The sequence below is a fragment of the Variovorax sp. Soil_C_17 genome (assembly GCF_057657265.1).
Map to the genome: position 1 here is coordinate 537730 of NZ_JBDGIT010000002.1, position 17841 is coordinate 555570.

Consider the following 17841-nt stretch of genomic DNA (forward strand, 5'->3'; position numbering starts at 1 on the left):
GCGAAGGAGAAAGCCATGGCCGAAGCCATCGTCGAACTGCAGGGCGTGGGCAAGTCCTTCCGCTCTTCCGAGGGCGCGGCCCGCTCGGTGCTGGAGGGCGTGGACTTCCGCCTGGCCGAGGGCGAGATCGTCGCGCTGCTGGGCCAGTCGGGCTCGGGCAAGTCGACGCTGCTGCGCATCCTTGCCGGCCTGATCGGCGCCGACGCCGGCGCGGTGCGCTACCGCGGCCAGCCGCTGTATGCGCCGGCGCGCGGCGTCGCGATGGTGTTCCAGTCCTTCGCGCTCTTCCCCTGGCTCACGGTGCAGCAGAACGTGGAGCTGGGCCTGGAGGCGCGCGGCATCGGGCCGGCCGAGCGGGCACGCCGCGCCGCGGCCGCGATCGATCTCATCGGGCTTGCCGGCTTCGAGGGCGCGCTCCCGCGCGAGCTCTCCGGCGGCATGCGGCAGCGGGTGGGCATCGCGCGCGCGCTCGTGGTCGAGCCCGAGGTGCTGCTGATGGACGAGGCCTTCTCCGCGCTGGACGTGCTCACCGGCGAGCGCCTGCGCGACGACATCCTGCGCCTGTGGGACGGCGGCGCCATGCCGACCAAGGCCATGCTCGTGGTCTCCCACAACATCGACGAGGCGGTGCTGATGGCCGACCGCGTGCTGATCTTCGCGAGCGACCCGGGCCGCGTGCGGGCCGAGCTGCCGATCTCGCTGCCGCGTCCGCGCGACGGCGACAGCCTGGAAGTGCGCGCGCTGATCGACGAGGTCTACGCGCTCATGACGGGTGGGTCCGGCCCCGCGCGCGTCGAGCCGCCCCACCTGCACCTGAGCCATCGCCTGCCCGAAGCCGACATCGGCCGCATGGAGGCGCTGCTCGAGATGCTGGTGGACGGCGATCGCCAGGGCCGGGCCGACCTGCCGAAATTGGCGGAGGAGGCCGAGCTCGCCGACGACGCGCTGCTGCCGCTCGCCCAGGCGCTGGCGCTGCTCGGCTTCGCGCAGCTGGCCGACGCCGACCTGCACCTCACGCCGCTGGGCCGTCGCTACGTGGAGGGCGCGCACACCCTGCGCCAGGAGCTCTTCGGCCAGCAGCTGCTCGCCCATGTGCCGCTGGCCGCGCACATCCGCCACAGCCTGGAGCAGGCGCCATCCGGCGAGCTGCCGGAGGAGCCCTTCCTGCAGCTGCTGAGCGGGAGCCTGGACGGGGCGGTCGCCGAGCGCGTGCTGCGCACGGCAATCGAATGGGGCCGCTACGGCGAGGTGTACGAGTACGACTTCCACACCGGCCGCATCCACTTGCCGGCCGGCGAGGACGAGGGAGACGGCCGGCCTGCTTGAGCAGCCGGCCGGGTCGCGCGGAACCCCTGCGGGCGCACCTGATCCGAATGGGCTGGGCGCCCGCCGTCACAGGCCGTTACCACCGCCGCGGCTGCCGCCGCGCCGGATGGCGTCCAATGGTGGGGCTCATGAAAAGGAGAGATGCCCCATGCCCGAACGTGAGTTCGACGATCTGAGACCGGCGCGCGAATCCTCGTTGTGGATCATCGTGGTGCTGGTGGTACTGGCGCTGGCCGCTGGTGCCGTCTGGTGGCGCTGGACGCACCAGCAGGCCGCACCTGTCGAAGCGACTCCGGCGGCCACCGCGCCGCAGCCTGATGCACCCGTTCCCCCACCTGCCGCAGTGGCACCGGCGGAGCCGCAGAACCCCGTCGACACCACGGCAGACGCCACCCTGCCCAAGCTCCAGGACGCGGACGCCCACGTGCGCTCCGCACTGGCCGAACTGCTCGGCGCCAAGGCGGTGGGCAACTTCCTGCAGACCGATGGCTTCATGCATCGCTTCGTCGCCACCGTCGACAACCTGCCGCGCGACCAGGCGGCGGCGCGCATGTGGCCGGTGCAGCGCACGCCCCAGCGCTTCATGGCCGGCGGCGGCAAGCAGGCGCAGACCATCAGCCTCGACAACTCGGCGCGCTACACGCCCTTCGTGCTGTTCGCCGAGTCCGTGAATCCGCAGCGCGCGGCGGCGCTCTACCAGAAGCTCTATCCGCTGTTCCAGCAGGCCTACGAGGAGCTCGGCTATCCCAATCGCCATTTCAACGACCGCCTGGTCGCGGTGATCGACCACCTGCTGCAGGCGCCCGAGCCGACGGGGCCGCTGCAGGTGAAGCTGGTGGAGATCAAGGGCGACGTTCCCTCCGAGCGGCCCTGGGTGCATTACGAGTTCGTCGACCCGGCGCTCGAGTCGCTGTCGGCCGGGCAGAAGATGATGATCCGCACCGGCCTGGTCAACGAGCGGCGGCTCAAGGCCCGGCTGCGGGAATTCCGCGGGCAGATCGCGGGCGGCGCGCTTGCCAAGAAGTAGCGGGTTGTCAGGGCTGCGCACGCGAACATGCCGGGCGCGCTCATCGACTCTGGCCGCCAGGTTGCCCAAACGGCTTCATCATCAGTTTTATTCATGTTGAAGGCAGGTCACATTTGACGAGCCCCTTGTGAGTCTTGCATCGCGCACGCTTGAGGCGAGCGGGTAACCTTTGCGCGACAAAAAGCGAGTTTTTGATAGCCCCTGGCTCGGCTACAGTCCGCGGCACCAAAAACAGGGGCCCCATGAAAAAGAAGAATTTCGCTGCATCGTCAGCGCACGCATCGAGATCGCGCACGTCGATGCCATCCGATCGCCGTGTGTCGATCCGGATTCCGTTGCGCACACTTCTCGCCGCTGGCCTGTGCGCCGCCACGCTCGCAGGCCTTCCCGCTTATGCCGGCTCCGTGAGCTTCACGTATGACGCGCTGGGCCGCCTGGCCAGCACGGTCTACAGCAACGGCAGCTCCACCACCACGATCACCTACAGCTTCGACGCCGCAGGCAATCGCACCTCGGTGGTGACCACCTCGCCGTAGCGTCGGCGCGCTGTCGCAGTCCGGGCCCGGGAGGGCAGGGCTGCTCCTTTCCTTTTCAACAAAAATCCTCGGGGAGTTCCCATGTCCAAGCTCGCGCACGCCTGCGCCGTTGTCGTGGCTGTTGCCACATCGCTTGCGGGCGGCATCGCTGCCGCGCAGATCCAAAGCGGCGTGGCTCGCAAGGCGGCACCGCCTTCCGTTGGCCTCGGCGTTCCGGCTGCCAATGCAAAAGCCAATGTCAGCCAGCGTTCGTCTTCTCTCGCCACGGCGGGCTCGGGCAGTTCCCTGAGCTTCACCAGCGGCCAGCCCGCCCTGCGCTATCTGCCGGACGACCTGCCCACGGCCAAGGACCCGGTGCGGCGCGAAGCCGTCAAGGACGGCGCGAAGGATGCCGGTGCTGCCGCCCGCGGTGCCGCCCCAGCCGGCACCAGCGAGTTCGCCCCCGCCCCCGGCGTGCTGCGCGCCAACATGCCCCCGGTCACCTTCGCCGACGCCGAACGCATCCTCAAGGCCAGAGTGCTTCCGGCCAACCTCAATCAAGGCGTCACTGCGGCTCCCAAGACCAGCAAGACCTCGGCCTCGACCTCGACCTCAATGGTCATGAAGATCTCCGGCGACGCCAACGCCCTGGGCCCGGCCTCCATCGCCGAGCTCGCCCGGTCGCCGGCGGAAGAAGAGGTAGAGGTGGACGAAGCGGCGCCATTCCCATCGGAGATTAACCATGGATCAAATAAAAATAGACAACTTTTCTAGTCAACATCCTGGATGCAGCTTTCCTGAGTGGGATTCGCTGAGCAAAGACGCTTGTCTCGGAATTTCTCGATCGATTCAAGAAAAATTTGCCCTAGAAAATATCCCTGATGGACTCGCGTTGGTGAGAGCCATTGATGCCATGGCGCAACCTTGTAAATTCACTTCGCACGTTAGTGAAGATTTTGACTTAGATGCGCTACTCGATGCTTGCGGAGTGGATGCGGCGGAGGTCGTCTATATAAACTGGTATCGCTACGACGAAATCGACAGATTAAAGCGCAAGGACCTATCAGACAATTTCGACGAAATATGGTATCCCGGCGTAGATGCCATAGATATCTTTGATGATTCCCCCAGCTGGATACTGTCGATACCCCATAACGGATATATCAAAATACTGCGTTGAATTAAATTAATGCTTGCTTGCAAGCGCCTCGCAATGACGAAGTAGCGATCTAGACAAGATCAAAGGCAACAGAGCTGCAGACGCGGCCTCTCAAGAGGCTGGATATGACGATGCGCACGACGCGAAGAAGGGCCGGGGCGATAGTCGAGTGAATATTTATAACGACAAAACCACGGGGCAAAAATGGATCTGGGACGGTAAGAAAGGCTCGGGAAAGGAACAGTTATGAGTTTATCGATCAAAAGAAGAAAGTCTGTCTCATTGACATTCAGAGGTTTTGATATCACTGCTGAGGAAGTCGCCGACCTTTTAGGTGTGGCAGCATCAAGACTTGGAAATAGAGGCGAACCAGTGAAGTTGGGCGTCATGACCCGGTTGACTCGGTCTTACACCATTTTTTCAATGGACTTCGTGAGCGACTGCGAGTTGAACGACATGTTGCCGGCATTGCTGGCGCGGCTGGGGGGGCTAAGTCACCTTCTTCAGGTACGAAATGTAGTGCAGCCAGAATTTTTAGAGATCCATTTTGAATTGCCAGTTCGAGAGTCCGATGAGGTGCAAGATGGATACTTGTCGGAAGCGGTTGTTGCGGACGTATTTCAACTAAAGGCAAGTCTCTCATTTGGATTTTTCTAGAGCAGCCTTTGCTGCAAAGGATACTGCTGCAAGGCGCGCTCCTCCAACGTACCCGGGGGAATTTCGTCAACAGATGGTCAAAGTGGCGCAAGCCGGCAGGATGCCCGCGGAGCTTCGCCGTGAGTTCGGGACTGCGAGCGGCGCCCGATCTGGTGAACCGTCCTTCTTTCCTCAAGGCGGCAACGGACTCCCCGAGCACGCCAGCGCCCGCATCAGCAGCAGCTTCCGCTCGCGCGCATTGCGCGTGAGCGAAGCCGCGTGCTGGAACTCCGCGCAGGCCTCGGCCTTGCGGCCCAGCTTGGCCAGCAGGTCGCCGCGCACGCTGGGCAGCAGGTGGTAGCCCTGGAGCAGCGGCTCGTCGCGCAGCGCATCCACCAGCTCCAGGCCGGCAGCCGGCCCGAAGGCCATCGACAGCGCCACGGCGCGGTTGAGCTCGACGATGGGAGAGGGCGCAAGCTGCGCCAGGGCCTCATAGAGCGCGGCGATGCGCGTCCAGTCGGTCTGCTCCGGCGTGCGAGCGCGCGCATGGCAGGCGGCAATGGCGGCCTGCAGCGCATAGGGGCCGAGCGCGCCGCCCAAGGCCTCGGCACGCGCGAGCGCAGCGAAGCCGCGGCGGATCAGCATCTGGTCCCAGCGTGCGCGGTTCTGGTCCAGCAGCAGCACGGGCTCGCCCTGCGCATCGACGCGCGCGGCCGAGCGCGAGGCCTGGATCTCCATCAGCGCGACCAGGCCATGCACTTCCGGCTCGTCGGGCACCAGGCCGGCCAGGATGCGGCCCAGGCGCAGGGCTTCCTCGCACAGGGCGGGGCGCATCCACTCGTCGCCGGCGGTGGCGGAGTAGCCCTCGTTGAAGACCAGATAGATCACCTCCAGCACCGAAGCCAGGCGCGCGCCGAGCTCGTGCGCGCGCGGCACCTCGAAGGGCACGCGCGCCGCCGCCAGCGTGCGCTTGGCGCGCACGATGCGCTGCGCGATGGTGGGCTCCGGCACCAGGAAGGAGCGCGCGATCTCGTCGGTGGTGAGGCCGCCCAGGAGGCGCAGCGTGAGCGCCACGCGCGCCTCGGGCGACAGCACCGGATGGCAGGCGGTGAAGACCAGGCGCAGCAGGTCGTCGCCCACGTCGTCGTCGAGCGCGGCGTCGACCGCTTCCGCGAGATCGGCGGCCGCCATCTGGTGCTGCGCGTCGATCTCGCGGCCGATCTCGTCCTCCTTGCTCGCATGCAGCTTGCGCCGGCGCAGCAGGTCGAGCGCGCGGTGCTTGGAGGCTTGCATCAGCCAGGCGGCGGGGTTGTCGGGCACGCCCTCGCGCGGCCATTGCTCGAGCGCGGCGACCAGCGCGTCCTGCGCCAGCTCCTCGGCCACGCCCACATCGCGCACCATGCGCGCGAGCGCGCCGATGATCTTTGCCGACTCGATGCGCCAGACGGCGTTGATGGTGCGGTGGATGTCGGGCGCGGCCATTCAGCCGCCCACGGGATGGATCTCGACCTCGGGCCGCGCCTGCGCGAAGGGATAGCGCCGGACCCAGGCGATGGCGTCGTCCATGGAATCAGCCTGGATCAGCCAGAAGCCGGCGACCAGTTCCTTGGCTTCGGCGAAAGGGCCATCCATCACGGTGGATTTGCCGCCGCCCACACGCACTCGCGTGCCGCGCGCGGTGGAGCGCAGGCCGTCGGCTGCCAGCAGCAGGCCGTCGCGCACGCCTTCGTCGTTGCGGCGGGCCATGGCCGCGAGCTTGGCGGGATCGCTGGGTGCCTCGGCCTCGGTGTCGGCATCGGCCTTGACCAGGATCAGGAAGCGAGCTTTGGTGGCGGAGGCGGAGGGATCGACACCGGCCAGTCCGCCGGCGCAGCCGGTCTCGCGGATCTCGAACCCGGCCTGCGCATCGCCGGCCGCCGCCTCGCGCAGCCAGTCGGCCGCGGCCTGCCGGGACTCGGCCTCGACGATGCTGAGGCCGGCGATCCGCTGCGCGCCGGTGCAGGGTCGAGCCTCAGGTCCTGCGTCCGTGAAGCGGATGCGCACGCCTGCCGGGTCGGACGCCACCGGCGCGTGTTCGTGCAGCGTCACGCCGCGGGAAAGGGGGGGAACCAGGCCGAGCTCGTTCGAGGGGGCGGCCTGGTGCAGGATCACGAATCTCATCCGATGCAGTCCTCGGCTGGCTGAAGGGACTGAAAGGATATAGCGTCGGGATCAGCGCCGAAGCGGCAGCAGCTCGCGCAGCTTCTCGTCACGCAGGAAGAGGCCGCCCCAAGCCACCAGCCCCAGGTAGACGCCGAAGAGCAAGTGGCTGAACAGCGGGCTGCCGACCCGCAGATGGGTCGCGATCGCGCCGCCCAGCAGGCCGGTCAGCAGGATCGCGCCGAGCAGCGCGGTGCGCGGCCATGCGTAGAGCAGTGCGATGGCGAGCGTCATCACGCCCAGGCCGAAGCCGAGGTGCGGCGGATAGCCCAGCTGCGTCAGGGTCTCCTCGACGACATCGAGCTCGACCACCTTGATGAGGCCGTCGAACAGCAGGAACAACACGACCAGCGCGCTGAGCACGCGGCCGGTCCAGCGGGCCGCGCCGCTGGCCGGAGCGGAAGCGGGGTACATGGCGGTGGCTTGCATCATGTACGCCTCAGCGCGGGGTCGCGGAACGCTTCTCGGCCGCATCGCGCAGCCACGCTTCATGCTTGCGCATCTCGGGCGTGAATTCGGCGCCGAAGTCCTCGGCCTCGTAGACCTGCCGGATCTCGATCTCGACGTTGCCGCCACCATCGATCTTGGGCCAGCGCTTGACCCACTCGATGGCCTCCTCGCGGGACTTCACCTGGATCAGGCTGAAGCCGGCGACCAGCTCCTTGGTCTCCGCGAACGGACCGTCGATCACCGTGGGCTTGCCGTTGTCGAACCTGACGCGCGCCCCCTTGATGCTGGGCTGCAGGCCCATGCCGTCGAGCATCACGCCCGCCTTGATCATCTCCTCGTTGTACTTGAGCATGTCCGTGACCAGCTGCTCGGTGGGCATCACGCCGGCTTCGGTGTCCTTGTCGGCTTTTCGAATGACCATGAATTTCATTGTCGAATCTCCGTCAGATGGTGGCCGGGCGTTCAGGACTTGCTGCGGTTTTTTTCCGCTTCGGCCATCACGCGCTTCTCCTGCTCGCGCAATTCGGGCGTGAACTCGGCGCCGAAGTCCTCCATCTCGAAGACCTGCCGCAGCTCGAGCTCCTCGCCATCGGTGAAGGGCGCGCGCTTGAGCCATTCGAGGGCCTCGTCCCGGGAGCGCACCTGCCACAGCCAAAAGCCGGCGATCAGTTCCTTGGTCTCGCTGAAGGGGCCGTCGGTCACGGTGCGGGTCTTGCCATCGAAGCGCACGCGCGCGCCCTTGGAAGAGGGCTGCAGGCCTTCGCCCGCCAGCATGACGCCGGCCTTGACGAGCTCCTCGTTGTACTTGCCCATCTCGGTGAGCATCTTTTCGGTCGGCATGACGCCGGCTTCCGAGTCCTTGTTGGCTTTCACAATCACCATGAATCGCATGTCGTACTCCTGAAGGGTGGGTTGGCGAGCCTGCGGAACGAGGCTCTACAACGACGTCGAAGCAGGGCGCACCCGATCGACATCAGGAGTTGTAAATTTTTGCAACGGTGGCGCGACTCAGCGGGCGATCTGCCGGATCACCTCCGGCACTTCCCCCGCCAGCTCGCGCGCCAGGTAGCCCAGCGGTCCGACGCGCCGGCCCAGTTTCCTGCCCGCCATGGCATGAACCACCACGGCCCATCCCGCCGCCTGCTCGGGCGGCAGGCCGCGCGCCGCGAAGCCGCCCATCAGCCCGGCCAGCACGTCGCCCGAGCCCGAGGTCGCGAGCCCGGTCGACCCGCCGTCGAAGCGCCAGGCGCGGCCCTGCGGCGTCGCGATCACCGTGCTCGCGCCCTTGAGCACCACGCAGGCCTTCCAGCGCATGGCGGCTTCGCACGCGACCTGCAATGCTTCCTGCGCGACCGCTTCCTTTTGCAGGCCGCTCAGGTGTGCCATTTCGCCGGCATGCGGCGTCAGCAGCACCGGCTGGTCGAAGGCTTCCCGGGCCGCGACCGACATCGCGATCGAATCCAGCACCACCGTGCAGGCCCGGAAGAGCGGCAGCAGCCGGCGCACGAAGCCGATGCTGCCGCGCTCGTCGCAAAGGCCGGGACCGACTACCACGGCCGCCACCCGCGTGGCCAGCGGGGCGAGCGATTCGCAGCCGCGTGCGGCCAGTCCGCCGCCGCGCGTCTCGGGCAGGGCGATCACGCGCGACTCCGGCAACGCGAGCGCCAGGCCTTGCGCAACGCAGGCGGGTGCGGCGAGGGTGAGCTTGCCCGCGCCCGTGCGCAGCGCCGCGGTCCCGGCGAGCAGCGCGGCGCCGGGCATCTCGGCACTGCCCGCGATCACCAGCACGCGGCCGCGCGCCTCCTTGTCGGCATCGTCGCCCGGGTCGGGCAGCGGCCAGCGCGCCAGCGATGCTTCGGTCAGGGCTGCGGCGCGCGGCGTGGCCATGGCACCGGGAGGAGCCTCAGGGCTTGGGGGCGGCCGGCTGGTCGGGCGCGCGGGTCACCGGCGTGGCGGCTTCGCGCAGCGGCGCGAGGAAGTTCACCAGGTGGAGCTGGAGCACCTCGTCTTCTTCCTGGCGGCGCTCGGCACGGTAGGAGGTGACGGCGCAGTTGGGCACATCGCCCTGGCGGTCGATGTCGAGGATCTGCTGCTCGTCCATGTGCTCGAGCAGGTAGCGCAGGCAATTGACGATCACCTGGTGCCCCACCACCAGCACGCGCCGCCCCGCGTACTCGCGCGTCACCATCTCGACGACGCTGCGCAGGCGCAGGATCACGTCGCACCAGCTCTCGCCGCCGGGCGGGCGGAAGTAGAACTTGCCCACGTGCAGGCGCTGCTCGTTCAGATCGGGATGTTTCTGGCGGATGCCCAGCTTGGTCAGCCGGTCGAGGATGCCGAACTCCTTCTCCCGCAGGCGTTCGTCCACGCGCAGCCTGATGCTGTCGCCGGACAGGCCTCCATGTTCGGCCACCAGCTCCGCGGTAGCGCGGGCGCGCACATAGGGAGAGCAGAGGATCACCTCCGGCTTCTCATGCGCCGGCAGGCGGGCGAACCACTCGCCGAGCGCGATCGACTGCTCGATGCCGAGTTCGGACAGCGGCACGTCGATGTCGCGCCAGGCCAGCTCGATCAGCGCAAGCCCGCCGGATTCGGCCGCATCGCGCGCGACGTTGCCGGCGCTTTGGCCGTGGCGAACGATCCAGAGGGTTTGGGGCCAGTTGCTTTGCATGGGCGAGGGGATGCTAGGACGCCCTCGCCGCGCGCTCCGTAGGCAAAGGCCTATTTCAGCCGAAGCGAACCGGGCGCCTTCACGCGTAGTCGGCCACCGGCACGCAGCTGCAGAACAGGTTGCGGTCGCCGTAGACGTTGTCGATCCGGCCCACCGGCGGCCAGTACTTGGCGTCCTTGACCGAGGCGATGGGAAAGGCGCCGAGCTCGCGCGAGTAGGGCCGGGTCCATTCGCTGGCCAGCAGGCTGTCGGCGGTGTGCGGCGCGTTCTTCAGCGGGTTGTCCTCGCGCGGCCAGATGCCTTCCTCGATGCGGCGGATCTCGCCGCGGATCACGATCATCGCGTCGACGAAGCGGTCCAGCTCGGCCAAGGGCTCGCTCTCGGTCGGCTCGACCATGAGCGTGCCGGGCACCGGGAAGCTCAGCGTGGGCGCGTGGAAGCCGTAGTCGATCAAGCGCTTGGCCACGTCCTCGGCCGTCACGCCGCTGCTGTCCTTGAGCGGGCGCAGGTCCAGGATGCACTCGTGCGCCACGTGGCCGTTCGGGCTGGCGTAGAGCGTGGGGTAATGGTCCTTGAGCCGCGCGCTGATGTAGTTGGCGCTCAGGATCGCGACCTCGGTCGCGGCCTGCAGGCCGGGCGCGCCCATCATGCGGCAGTACATCCAGCTGATCGGCAGCACCGCCGCATTGCCCAGCGGGGCGGCCGACACCGCGCCCACGCCGTTCGAGGGGAGGCCGCCGCTCACGTGGCCGGGCAGGTAGGGCACCAGGTCCTCGACCACGCACACCGGCCCCACGCCGGGCCCGCCGCCGCCGTGCGGGATGCAGAAGGTCTTGTGCAGATTGAGGTGGCTCACGTCGCCGCCGAACTCGCCGGGCGCGGCCACGCCGACCAGCGCGTTCATGTTGGCGCCGTCCACATACACGCGGCCGCCGTGCGCATGCACGATCTCGCACAGCTCCTTGACGCGGGTCTCGAACACGCCGTGGGTGCTGGGGTAGGTGATCATCACCGCGGCCAGGTCGTCGCGGTGCTGCTCGCAGGCGCGCGCGAGGTCGTCCATGTCGATGTTGCCCTGCGCGTCGCAGGCGGTCACCACCACCTTCATGCCCACCATCTGGGCGCTTGCCGGGTTGGTGCCGTGGGCGGAGGAGGGGATCAGGCAGACGTTGCGGTGGCCGTGGCCCTGGGCTTCGTGGTAGGCCTTGATGGCCAGCAGGCCGGCGTACTCGCCTTGCGAGCCGGCATTGGGCTGCAGGCTGATGCCGGCGTAGCCGGTGGCCTCGCACAGCCAGGCGCGCAGCTGCGCGTCGAGCTCGGCATAGCCCTGCAGCTGCTCGGCGGGCGCGAAGGGATGGATGTCCGCGAACTCGGGCCAGGTGATGGGGATCATCTCGCTGGTCGCGTTGAGCTTCATGGTGCAGCTGCCGAGCGGGATCATGCTGCGGTCGAGCGCGAGGTCCTTGTCGGAGAGGCTGCGGATGTAGCGCAGCATCGCGGTCTCGCTCTTGTGGGTGTTGAACACCGGGTGCGCGAGGAAGTCGCTGCTGCGGCGCAGGTCCAGCGGGATGCGCGAGCCGACCGTGGCCGAGAGCTCCTCGAAGCGCGGCATCGGCGTGCCGGCGGGCACGAACAGGGCCCACAGGGTCTCGATGTCGGTGCGGGTGCTGGTCTCGTCCAGCGAGATGCCCAGGTGCTGCTGCAGGCCCTGGCGCAGGTTGATCGATGCGGCTTGGGCGCGCTCCAGGATCTTCGGCGTGTCCTCGCCGGTCAACACGGTGAGCGTGTCGAAGGCGGTGGCGTTGGCCAGCTCGCGGCCCATCTGCTCCAGGCCCTGCGCCAGGATGGCGGTGAGAGCCGCCACGCGCTGCGCGATGCGCGTGAGGCCTTCGGGCCCGTGGTAGACCGCATACATGCTCGCCACCACCGCCGGCAGCACCTGCGCCGTGCAGATGTTGGAGGTGGCCTTCTCGCGGCGGATGTGCTGCTCGCGCGTCTGCAGCGCCAGGCGGTAGGCCGGGCGGCCCTGCGTGTCGACGCTGACGCCCACCAGCCGGCCCGGCAGCGAGCGCTTGAACTCGTCGCGGCAGGCCAGGTACGCCGCATGCGGGCCGCCGTTGCACAGGGGCATGCCGAAGCGCTGCGTGGTGCCGCAGACGATGTCGGCGTCCCATTCGCCGGGCGGGGCCAGCAGGGTGAGCGCCAGCAGGTCGGCCGCCACGCAGAAGGCGGCGTCGCAGGCGTGGGCATGGCCGGCCAGGGGGCGCAGGTCGTGCACGTGGCCGGTGGTGGCCGGGTACTGCGCCAGCGCGCCGAAGAAATCGCCGCCGGCCATCAGGTGCGGCAGCGTCTCGGAGACGGTGCTGACCTTGACCTCGATGCCCAGGGGCGCGGCGCGCGTCTTGATGACCTCGATGGTCTGCGGATGGCAGTCGCCCGAGACCAGAAACACCTTGCTCTTGCTCTTCACGCTGCGGCGTGCGAGCGTCATCGCCTCGGCGGCGGCGGTGGCCTCGTCGAGCATCGAGGCGTTGGCGATCGCCATGCCGGTCAGGTCGCACACCATGGTCTGGAAGTTGAGCAGCGCCTCCATGCGGCCTTGCGAGATCTCGGCCTGGTAGGGCGTGTAGGCCGTGTACCAGGCCGGGTTCTCCAGCAGGTTGCGCAGGATCACGCCGGGCGTGTGGGTGCCGTAGTAGCCCTGGCCGATGAAGTTGCGCGCCACCTTGTTCTTCGCCGCGATGGCGCGCAGCTCGGCCAGCGCGCCGGCCTCGGTCACGGGCGCGGGAAGCTGCATCGGATGGCTGCGGCGGATGGCCGGCGGCACGATGCCGTCGATCAGCTCGGCGCGCGTCTTCGAGCCGACGGCAGCGAGCATGCGCGCTTCGTCCTCGGCCTCGATGCCGATGTGGCGGGCGATGAATTCGCCGGCATTCTCGAGATCGGCGAGGGTGGGCAAGGAGGGCAGGGAGGACTTCGGCATGGAGAGGCTCAGGGGAGGGGGAACAAACGCGGCGGCTGTCGGCTTTTCAGTTTTCGTCGGCGAACTTGTCGTAGGCGGTCTTGTCGAGCAGGGCATCGAGCTGGGCGGGGTCGGTGATCTTCATCTTGAAGAACCAGCCTTCGCCTTCGGGCGCGCTGTTGGCCAGCGAGGGGTCGGCGCGCAGCGCCTCGTTGACCTCGGTGATCTCGCCCGCGACCGGCATGAAGACGTCGGCCGCGGCCTTGACCGACTCCACCACGCCGGCGACTTCGCCCTGGGCATAGCCCTGGCCAACCTCCGGCAGGTCGACGAAGACCACGTCGCCCAGCGCATCCTGCGCATGCAGCGTGATGCCGACGGTGGCGTTTTCGCCTTCGGCGTTGACCCACTCGTGGTCCTTGGTGTATTTGATGGTCATTGGCATGGCTCCTGGGGAAGGGGAAAGAACGAAGAACAAATAGAAACTAGCCGCGCCAGTAGCGTGCCGGCACGAAAGGCAGGGTGCTGACTTCCATCGGCACCGGCTTGCCGCGCACGATGGCTTGCAGGCGGGTGCCGGGCTCGGCGTAGGCGAGGGCGACATAGCCCATGGCGATCGGCCGGTCGACCGTGGGGCCCAGCAGGCCGCTGGTCACCTGGCCGATGGGCAGGCCTTCGAAGGACTCGAGCAGCGTGCCGTCGCGCACCGGCACGCGCTCCAGCGCCACCAGGCCGACGCGCTTGCGCTTGAGCGTCTCGTGGTCGAGGCGGCCGGCCGTGCCGCTGTCGGCCGTGAGCTGCGCCAGCACCCGCGCCGCGCCGGGAAAGCCGCCCTCGCGCGCACCGCCGCTGCGGCGCACCTTTTGCATGGCCCAGTTGAGCGAGGCCTCGACCGGGGTGGTCGTGGTGTCGATGTCATTGCCGTAGAGGCACAGGCCGGCTTCGAGGCGCAGCGAATTGCGCGCACCCAGGCCGACGGGCTGCACCTCCGGCTGCGCGAGCAGCAGGCGGGCCAGCGCCTCGGCATCAGGGGCGGCGACCGAGATCTCGAAGCCGTCCTCGCCGGTGTAGCCGCTGCGCGTGGCGAAGGCCGCGATGCCGCCGATCTGCACCTTGCCGCCGGTCATGAAGACGAAGCGCTCGATGCCGGGCGACAGGCGCGCCAGCACGGCCGCGGCCTGCGGGCCCTGCAGGGCGAGCAGGGCGTTGTCGGGCAGGGGCAGCACCTTGCAGCGCTGGCCGATCCTGGCCTGGATGTGGGCGATGTCGGCGGCCTTGCAGGCGCCGTTGACGATGACGAAGATGGAATCGCCGCCCTCGTTGAAGAACATCAGGTCGTCGAGGATGCCGCCTTCGTCGTTCAGCAGCAGGCCATAGCGCTGCTTGCCGGGCGCCAGGCCGATCACGTCGACCGGCATCAAGGTCTCGAAGGCGGCAGCGGCATCGGGCCCGACCAGGCGCAGCTGGCCCATGTGCGAGATGTCGAAGAGGCCAGCGGCCGTTCGCGTGTGCCTGTGCTCGGCCATCAGGCCGGCGGGATATTGCACCGGCATCGAATAGCCCGCGAAGGGCACCATGCGGGCGCCGAGCTCCACGTGGAGGTTGTACAGCGGGGTCTTTTGCAGATCGTCGGGAGCAGAGGCCAAGGCACTCTCCATCAGGGGCAGTCCAGATCCATGGCGGCAAAGCCATGGGCCACCCCTGCTGTCCGCTTTACCTGAGAGATTCGCCCCACGATCGGGGTTTGCTCCTTCGGTGGGCAGGCGCCATCAAAAGCGAAGCGCCGCCTCTCTCCAGCAAGGAAACGCCCGAAAAACGGGCGCCTCGTCAGTCCTTTTGCCTGAGCGTTCGGGCCCGTTCTTCGAGGGGCCCTGCGCCTTCGGCGGCCCCGCGCTGCGGGGCTCTCTCCTGACCGGGTCGAGTGTAAGGGAAACCGCGCCTACGACCGCTCCAGCCGCAGCCGGCGCAGCAGGAATTTCTCCCACAGCTTGTCCGAGAGGAACTGCAGGGAGCGCCGCACGTGCTCGCGCAGGTTGCGGGCATCGTAGGGCGAGCGGATGTCGGCGCCTGCCTGGCGCGCGCGCAGGCTCAGCATGTGTTCCGAGAGGCAGCAGCGCGCCTTCATGCGCAGGTCCTCGAAGTTCTCGGCGCCGAGCGGGCTGGCCTTGTGCCATTCGTGATCCCATTTGAAGCGGCGCCGCTTCTGCTCGCCCTCGCCGTCGTCGCTGATCAGCCAGGCGGAGACGAAATCGACATACGCCTCGCCCACATGGTCGCGGAACACGCCGCGGCCGGGCTCGAACTGCTCGTTCACCAGCGAATCCAGCAGCGCGTTGCCGGGCGAAAGCGTGCCCAGCCGGTGGCGCAGGGTGTTGTTCATCGCGAAGCAGTAGGTCGAGACCCATTCGAGCAGCGGCCCCATGGGGGTCATCGTCGAGCGCGGGAAGTCGTTGATCTCGCCGAAGAGCCAGGGGCCCGGATGCAGGGCGAGCTTGCGGATCTCGCCGCCGAAGCGCTCGAGCCGCCGTTCGCTCCAGGCGTGGTTGAGGGCCACCGTGTCGTTCGAGAAGATCCACACGTCGGGCTGCTCGCCGCGCGCGAGGAGGGTCTCGACGCCGGTGTCCCAGCCGGAGAACTCGCGGTTGCTGTTGTCGCCGGTGACCACCAGGCCTTGCGCGGAGTTCGTGCCGGTCGCGCTTTCGGCAGGCGTGGCGCTGGCGTTGTCGACGATCACGCTGGAGAAGCGGTCGCCATCCTGGGCCAGGCGGATTCGCAGCTTGTCCAGCACCTGGAGCGAACGCTCGCGGTGCTGGTCGCCGAATTCCAAGTGAACGAAACCGTAGCTTGTCATTTGCCTTCAGTGGAGAGAAGAAAAGAGAAGCGGCGGGTTGTCGCCCCATGCGTCCCCGCCGGTTGCGGCCGCATGAAGATGTTACCGCCTGAACGCGGAAACGGCGACACAGACTGCGCGAGGCAGCCGCAACTCTCCAAGCCTATTCAAGAACGAGGCGTGCTGCGTGTCAGCCAAGGCGCCGTGGCGGGGTCCATGCTGTAACCCTTGTTTTCAGCGCACGGCTGCGGCCCCCCACGCGGGGGCTACTTCGCGTAGACCAGGTCGCGCAGCCCCAGCGAGATGCCCGGCACGTAAGTGATGACCATCAGGCAGGCCAGGATCACCAGCACGAAGGGCACCAGGTGCGTGACGATGCGGTCCAGCGAGATGCGCGCCACGGTGCAGGCGGCGAACAGGTTGACGCCGAAGGGCGGCGTGATCATGCCGAGCGCCAGGTTGACGACCATCACCAGCCCGAAGTGCACCGGGTCGATCCCGAAGTGCATCGCCACCGGCGCCAGGATGGGCGCCAGCACGATGATGGCCGCGCTGGTCTCGATGAACATGCCGATGACGAACAGCGCCGCATTCACGCCCAGCAGAAACAGGGCCGGCGACTGCAGCACGGCCTGCAGCCAGTGGCCGATGGCCTCGGGCACGCCGGCGCGCGTGATCAGGAAAGCGAAGAGGCCCGCGTTGGCGATGATGAACATGATCACCGACGACGAAATCACCGACTTGCGCAGCACCGCGTAGAGCTGCGGCAGCTTGATCTCGCGGTAGATCAGCATGCCGACGACGAGCGCATAAAGCACCGCCACCGCCGAGGCCTCGGTCGGCGTGAAGATGCCGCCGTAGATGCCGCCGAGGATGATCACCGGCATCAGCAATGCCCAGCCGGCGCGCCAGGTGGCGACGCCGACGCCCAGCCGGCCGTCGCCGTCGTTCTTGCCCAGGCCCTTGATCTTGCAATAGACGTAGACGAAGGCCATCAGCGCCAGGCTGATCAGGATGCCCGGGCCGAAGCCGGCGATGAAGAGCTCGCCGATCGACACCTCGGCGCTCACGCCGTAGAGGATCATCGGGATCGAGGGCGGGATGATCACGCCCAGCTCGGCGCTCGTGGCCTGCAGCGCTGCCGCGTAGCTGGTGGGATAGCCGTGCTTGATCAACGCCGGAATCAGGATGGCGCCGATGGCGAAGGTGGTGGCCACCGACGAGCCCGACACCGCGGCGAAGATCATGCAGGTCAGCACGCAGGTCATCGGCAGGCCGCCTTGCACGCCGCCCACCAGGCTCTTGGCGAAATCCACCAGCCGGCGCGAGATGCCGCCGGTCTCCATGAGGTTGCCGGCCAGGATGAAGAAGGGAATGGCCGCGAGCGGAAACTTGTTGATCGCGTTGAACATCTCCTTGACGGAGATCAGCATGTTGGCATTCGAGGCCTGGATGCCGACCACCGAGGCGAGGCCGATCGAGACCGCGACGGAGATGGTGAGTGCGAAGCACACCACCATCGTCGTAACCATGACGGGCGTCATTGCGCGGTCTCCAGTTCCTGCCGCTGGGGATCGAGCAGGTTGCCGACGATGCCGATGATGCTGAACAGCCCGCCCACCGGCATCGCCACGTAAGCCCAGAACATCGACACCGATTCGAGTCCCGCCATCGACTGCACGCCGCCGCGCTTCGCGTAGTCCCAGCCCCACCAGACGATGACGGCGATCAGCGTCAGCGCGGCCAGGCACACCAGCCAGTCGAGCACGCGCCGCATCCTCGGCGGGCTCCAGCGGTACAGCACGTCGACGCTCACCATCGCGCCCTGGCGAAAGGCGGTGGGGATGCCCATGAAGACCATCCAGATCAGGCTCACGCGGATCAGGATCTCCGACCATTCGGCCGGCTGCTCGAGCACGAAGCGGGTGACGATCTGGAACACGCCGAGCGCCGAGGCGACCACGAGCATGAGGCAGGCGACGGCCATGGACAGCGAGCTGGTCCAGTGGTCGAGGCGTAGGAAGGCGGATTTCATGGGCAAGGCACGCAAGAGTCGATAAAAAACG

The 17841-nt window shown here is 67.7% G+C and carries 19 protein-coding genes and 2 riboswitches; of the genes, 6 read left to right on the forward strand and 13 right to left on the reverse strand.

Annotated elements, in window-relative coordinates; genetic code table 11:
- Positions 1 to 15 precede the first annotated feature (15 nt).
- The 6 genes from AC3A6Y_RS11175 to AC3A6Y_RS11200 all read left to right on the forward strand — a co-directional run bounded on the left by AC3A6Y_RS11175 (position 16) and on the right by AC3A6Y_RS11200 (position 4684).
- Positions 16 to 1326: an ABC transporter ATP-binding protein gene (locus tag AC3A6Y_RS11175; RefSeq protein ID WP_487868290.1), complete on the forward strand. Its 1311-nt coding sequence runs from the start codon at positions 16 to 18 to the stop codon at positions 1324 to 1326.
- 148 nt (positions 1327 to 1474) lie between these two features.
- Complete coding sequence (locus AC3A6Y_RS11180) at positions 1475 to 2353, forward strand: DUF3014 domain-containing protein (protein ID WP_487868291.1); 879 nt, start codon at positions 1475 to 1477, stop codon at positions 2351 to 2353.
- Between the two features lie 404 nt (positions 2354 to 2757).
- Positions 2758 to 2889 (forward strand): RHS repeat domain-containing protein, encoded by a 132-nt coding sequence (locus AC3A6Y_RS11185; protein WP_487868292.1) that lies wholly within the window; start codon positions 2758 to 2760, stop codon positions 2887 to 2889.
- 81 nt (positions 2890 to 2970) lie between these two features.
- Positions 2971 to 3642 carry a hypothetical protein gene (locus AC3A6Y_RS11190; protein ID WP_487868293.1) on the forward strand — a complete coding sequence of 224 codons (672 nt, stop codon included), beginning with the start codon at positions 2971 to 2973 and terminating at the stop codon, positions 3640 to 3642.
- A complete protein-coding gene (locus AC3A6Y_RS11195) occupies positions 3611 to 4048 on the forward strand; it encodes a hypothetical protein (RefSeq protein WP_487868294.1) in 438 nt (145 codons plus the stop codon). Before AC3A6Y_RS11190 ends, AC3A6Y_RS11195 begins: the two co-directional genes overlap by 32 nt.
- A 225-nt stretch (positions 4049 to 4273) precedes the next feature.
- On the forward strand, positions 4274 to 4684 hold the full coding sequence (locus AC3A6Y_RS11200; protein ID WP_487868295.1) for a hypothetical protein: 411 nt from the start codon (positions 4274 to 4276) through the stop codon (positions 4682 to 4684).
- Between the two features lie 171 nt (positions 4685 to 4855).
- Here AC3A6Y_RS11200 and AC3A6Y_RS11205 read toward each other — a convergent pair whose 3' ends face one another.
- The 13 genes from AC3A6Y_RS11205 to AC3A6Y_RS11265 form a co-directional block, all read right to left on the reverse strand.
- Positions 4856 to 6145 carry an RNA polymerase sigma factor gene (locus tag AC3A6Y_RS11205; RefSeq protein WP_487868296.1) on the reverse strand — a complete coding sequence of 430 codons (1290 nt, stop codon included), beginning with the start codon at positions 6143 to 6145 and terminating at the stop codon, positions 4856 to 4858.
- Positions 6146 to 6823 (reverse strand): YciI family protein, encoded by a 678-nt coding sequence (locus AC3A6Y_RS11210; RefSeq protein WP_487868297.1) that lies wholly within the window; start codon positions 6821 to 6823, stop codon positions 6146 to 6148.
- Between the two features lie 51 nt (positions 6824 to 6874).
- A complete protein-coding gene (locus AC3A6Y_RS11215; protein ID WP_487868298.1) occupies positions 6875 to 7294 on the reverse strand; it encodes a DoxX family protein in 420 nt (139 codons plus the stop codon).
- A gap of 7 nt (positions 7295 to 7301) precedes the next feature.
- Complete coding sequence (locus tag AC3A6Y_RS11220) at positions 7302 to 7742, reverse strand: YciI family protein (protein WP_487868299.1); 441 nt, start codon at positions 7740 to 7742, stop codon at positions 7302 to 7304.
- Between the two features lie 32 nt (positions 7743 to 7774).
- A complete protein-coding gene (locus tag AC3A6Y_RS11225; RefSeq protein ID WP_487868300.1) occupies positions 7775 to 8203 on the reverse strand; it encodes a YciI family protein in 429 nt (142 codons plus the stop codon).
- A 117-nt stretch (positions 8204 to 8320) separates the two neighbouring features.
- Positions 8321 to 9199, reverse strand: coding sequence for an NAD(P)H-hydrate dehydratase (locus tag AC3A6Y_RS11230; RefSeq protein WP_487868301.1), 879 nt, complete (start codon positions 9197 to 9199; stop codon positions 8321 to 8323).
- Between the two features lie 16 nt (positions 9200 to 9215).
- Positions 9216 to 9983: a histidine phosphatase family protein gene (locus AC3A6Y_RS11235; protein WP_487868302.1), complete on the reverse strand. Its 768-nt coding sequence runs from the start codon at positions 9981 to 9983 to the stop codon at positions 9216 to 9218.
- Positions 9984 to 10062: 79 nt separating this feature from the next.
- Entirely contained in the window at positions 10063 to 12966 is a 2904-nt protein-coding gene (gene gcvP, locus AC3A6Y_RS11240; RefSeq protein ID WP_487868303.1) for an aminomethyl-transferring glycine dehydrogenase, read from the reverse strand.
- 46 nt (positions 12967 to 13012) lie between these two features.
- Complete coding sequence (gene gcvH, locus AC3A6Y_RS11245) at positions 13013 to 13384, reverse strand: glycine cleavage system protein GcvH (RefSeq protein ID WP_487868304.1); 372 nt, start codon at positions 13382 to 13384, stop codon at positions 13013 to 13015.
- Positions 13385 to 13430: 46 nt separating this feature from the next.
- Positions 13431 to 14603: a glycine cleavage system aminomethyltransferase GcvT gene (gcvT, locus tag AC3A6Y_RS11250; protein ID WP_487868305.1), complete on the reverse strand. Its 1173-nt coding sequence runs from the start codon at positions 14601 to 14603 to the stop codon at positions 13431 to 13433.
- A 36-nt stretch (positions 14604 to 14639) separates the two neighbouring features.
- Positions 14640 to 14752: riboswitch (glycine riboswitch) on the reverse strand.
- A 15-nt stretch (positions 14753 to 14767) separates the two neighbouring features.
- Positions 14768 to 14866, reverse strand: a riboswitch (glycine riboswitch).
- Between the two features lie 18 nt (positions 14867 to 14884).
- Entirely contained in the window at positions 14885 to 15796 is a 912-nt protein-coding gene (locus AC3A6Y_RS11255) for a hypothetical protein (RefSeq protein ID WP_487868306.1), read from the reverse strand.
- A gap of 245 nt (positions 15797 to 16041) precedes the next feature.
- A complete protein-coding gene (locus tag AC3A6Y_RS11260) occupies positions 16042 to 17319 on the reverse strand; it encodes a TRAP transporter large permease (RefSeq protein ID WP_487868307.1) in 1278 nt (425 codons plus the stop codon).
- Positions 17316 to 17810, reverse strand: a complete 495-nt coding sequence (locus AC3A6Y_RS11265) for a TRAP transporter small permease (protein ID WP_487868308.1) — start codon at positions 17808 to 17810, stop codon at positions 17316 to 17318. Before AC3A6Y_RS11265 ends, AC3A6Y_RS11260 begins: the two co-directional genes overlap by 4 nt.
- Positions 17811 to 17841 lie beyond the last annotated feature (31 nt).

Coding starts and splice junctions, on each gene's coding strand:
- gcvP (WP_487868303.1), bottom strand. CDS start 12,966: ATGCCGAAGTCCTCCCTGCCCTCCTTGCCCACCCTCGCCGATCTCGAG.
- AC3A6Y_RS11175 (WP_487868290.1), top strand. CDS start 16: ATGGCCGAAGCCATCGTCGAACTGCAGGGCGTGGGCAAGTCCTTCCGC.
- AC3A6Y_RS11235 (WP_487868302.1), bottom strand. CDS start 9,983: ATGCAAAGCAACTGGCCCCAAACCCTCTGGATCGTTCGCCACGGCCAA.
- gcvT (WP_487868305.1), bottom strand. CDS start 14,603: ATGGAGAGTGCCTTGGCCTCTGCTCCCGACGATCTGCAAAAGACCCCG.
- gcvH (WP_487868304.1), bottom strand. CDS start 13,384: ATGACCATCAAATACACCAAGGACCACGAGTGGGTCAACGCCGAAGGC.
- AC3A6Y_RS11180 (WP_487868291.1), top strand. CDS start 1,475: ATGCCCGAACGTGAGTTCGACGATCTGAGACCGGCGCGCGAATCCTCG.
- AC3A6Y_RS11195 (WP_487868294.1), top strand. CDS start 3,611: ATGGATCAAATAAAAATAGACAACTTTTCTAGTCAACATCCTGGATGC.
- AC3A6Y_RS11190 (WP_487868293.1), top strand. CDS start 2,971: ATGTCCAAGCTCGCGCACGCCTGCGCCGTTGTCGTGGCTGTTGCCACA.
- AC3A6Y_RS11205 (WP_487868296.1), bottom strand. CDS start 6,145: ATGGCCGCGCCCGACATCCACCGCACCATCAACGCCGTCTGGCGCATC.
- AC3A6Y_RS11210 (WP_487868297.1), bottom strand. CDS start 6,823: ATGAGATTCGTGATCCTGCACCAGGCCGCCCCCTCGAACGAGCTCGGC.
- AC3A6Y_RS11260 (WP_487868307.1), bottom strand. CDS start 17,319: ATGACGCCCGTCATGGTTACGACGATGGTGGTGTGCTTCGCACTCACC.
- AC3A6Y_RS11225 (WP_487868300.1), bottom strand. CDS start 8,203: ATGCGATTCATGGTGATTGTGAAAGCCAACAAGGACTCGGAAGCCGGC.
- AC3A6Y_RS11265 (WP_487868308.1), bottom strand. CDS start 17,810: ATGAAATCCGCCTTCCTACGCCTCGACCACTGGACCAGCTCGCTGTCC.
- AC3A6Y_RS11230 (WP_487868301.1), bottom strand. CDS start 9,199: ATGGCCACGCCGCGCGCCGCAGCCCTGACCGAAGCATCGCTGGCGCGC.
- AC3A6Y_RS11220 (WP_487868299.1), bottom strand. CDS start 7,742: ATGAAATTCATGGTCATTCGAAAAGCCGACAAGGACACCGAAGCCGGC.
- AC3A6Y_RS11200 (WP_487868295.1), top strand. CDS start 4,274: ATGAGTTTATCGATCAAAAGAAGAAAGTCTGTCTCATTGACATTCAGA.
- AC3A6Y_RS11255 (WP_487868306.1), bottom strand. CDS start 15,796: ATGACAAGCTACGGTTTCGTTCACTTGGAATTCGGCGACCAGCACCGC.
- AC3A6Y_RS11215 (WP_487868298.1), bottom strand. CDS start 7,294: ATGATGCAAGCCACCGCCATGTACCCCGCTTCCGCTCCGGCCAGCGGC.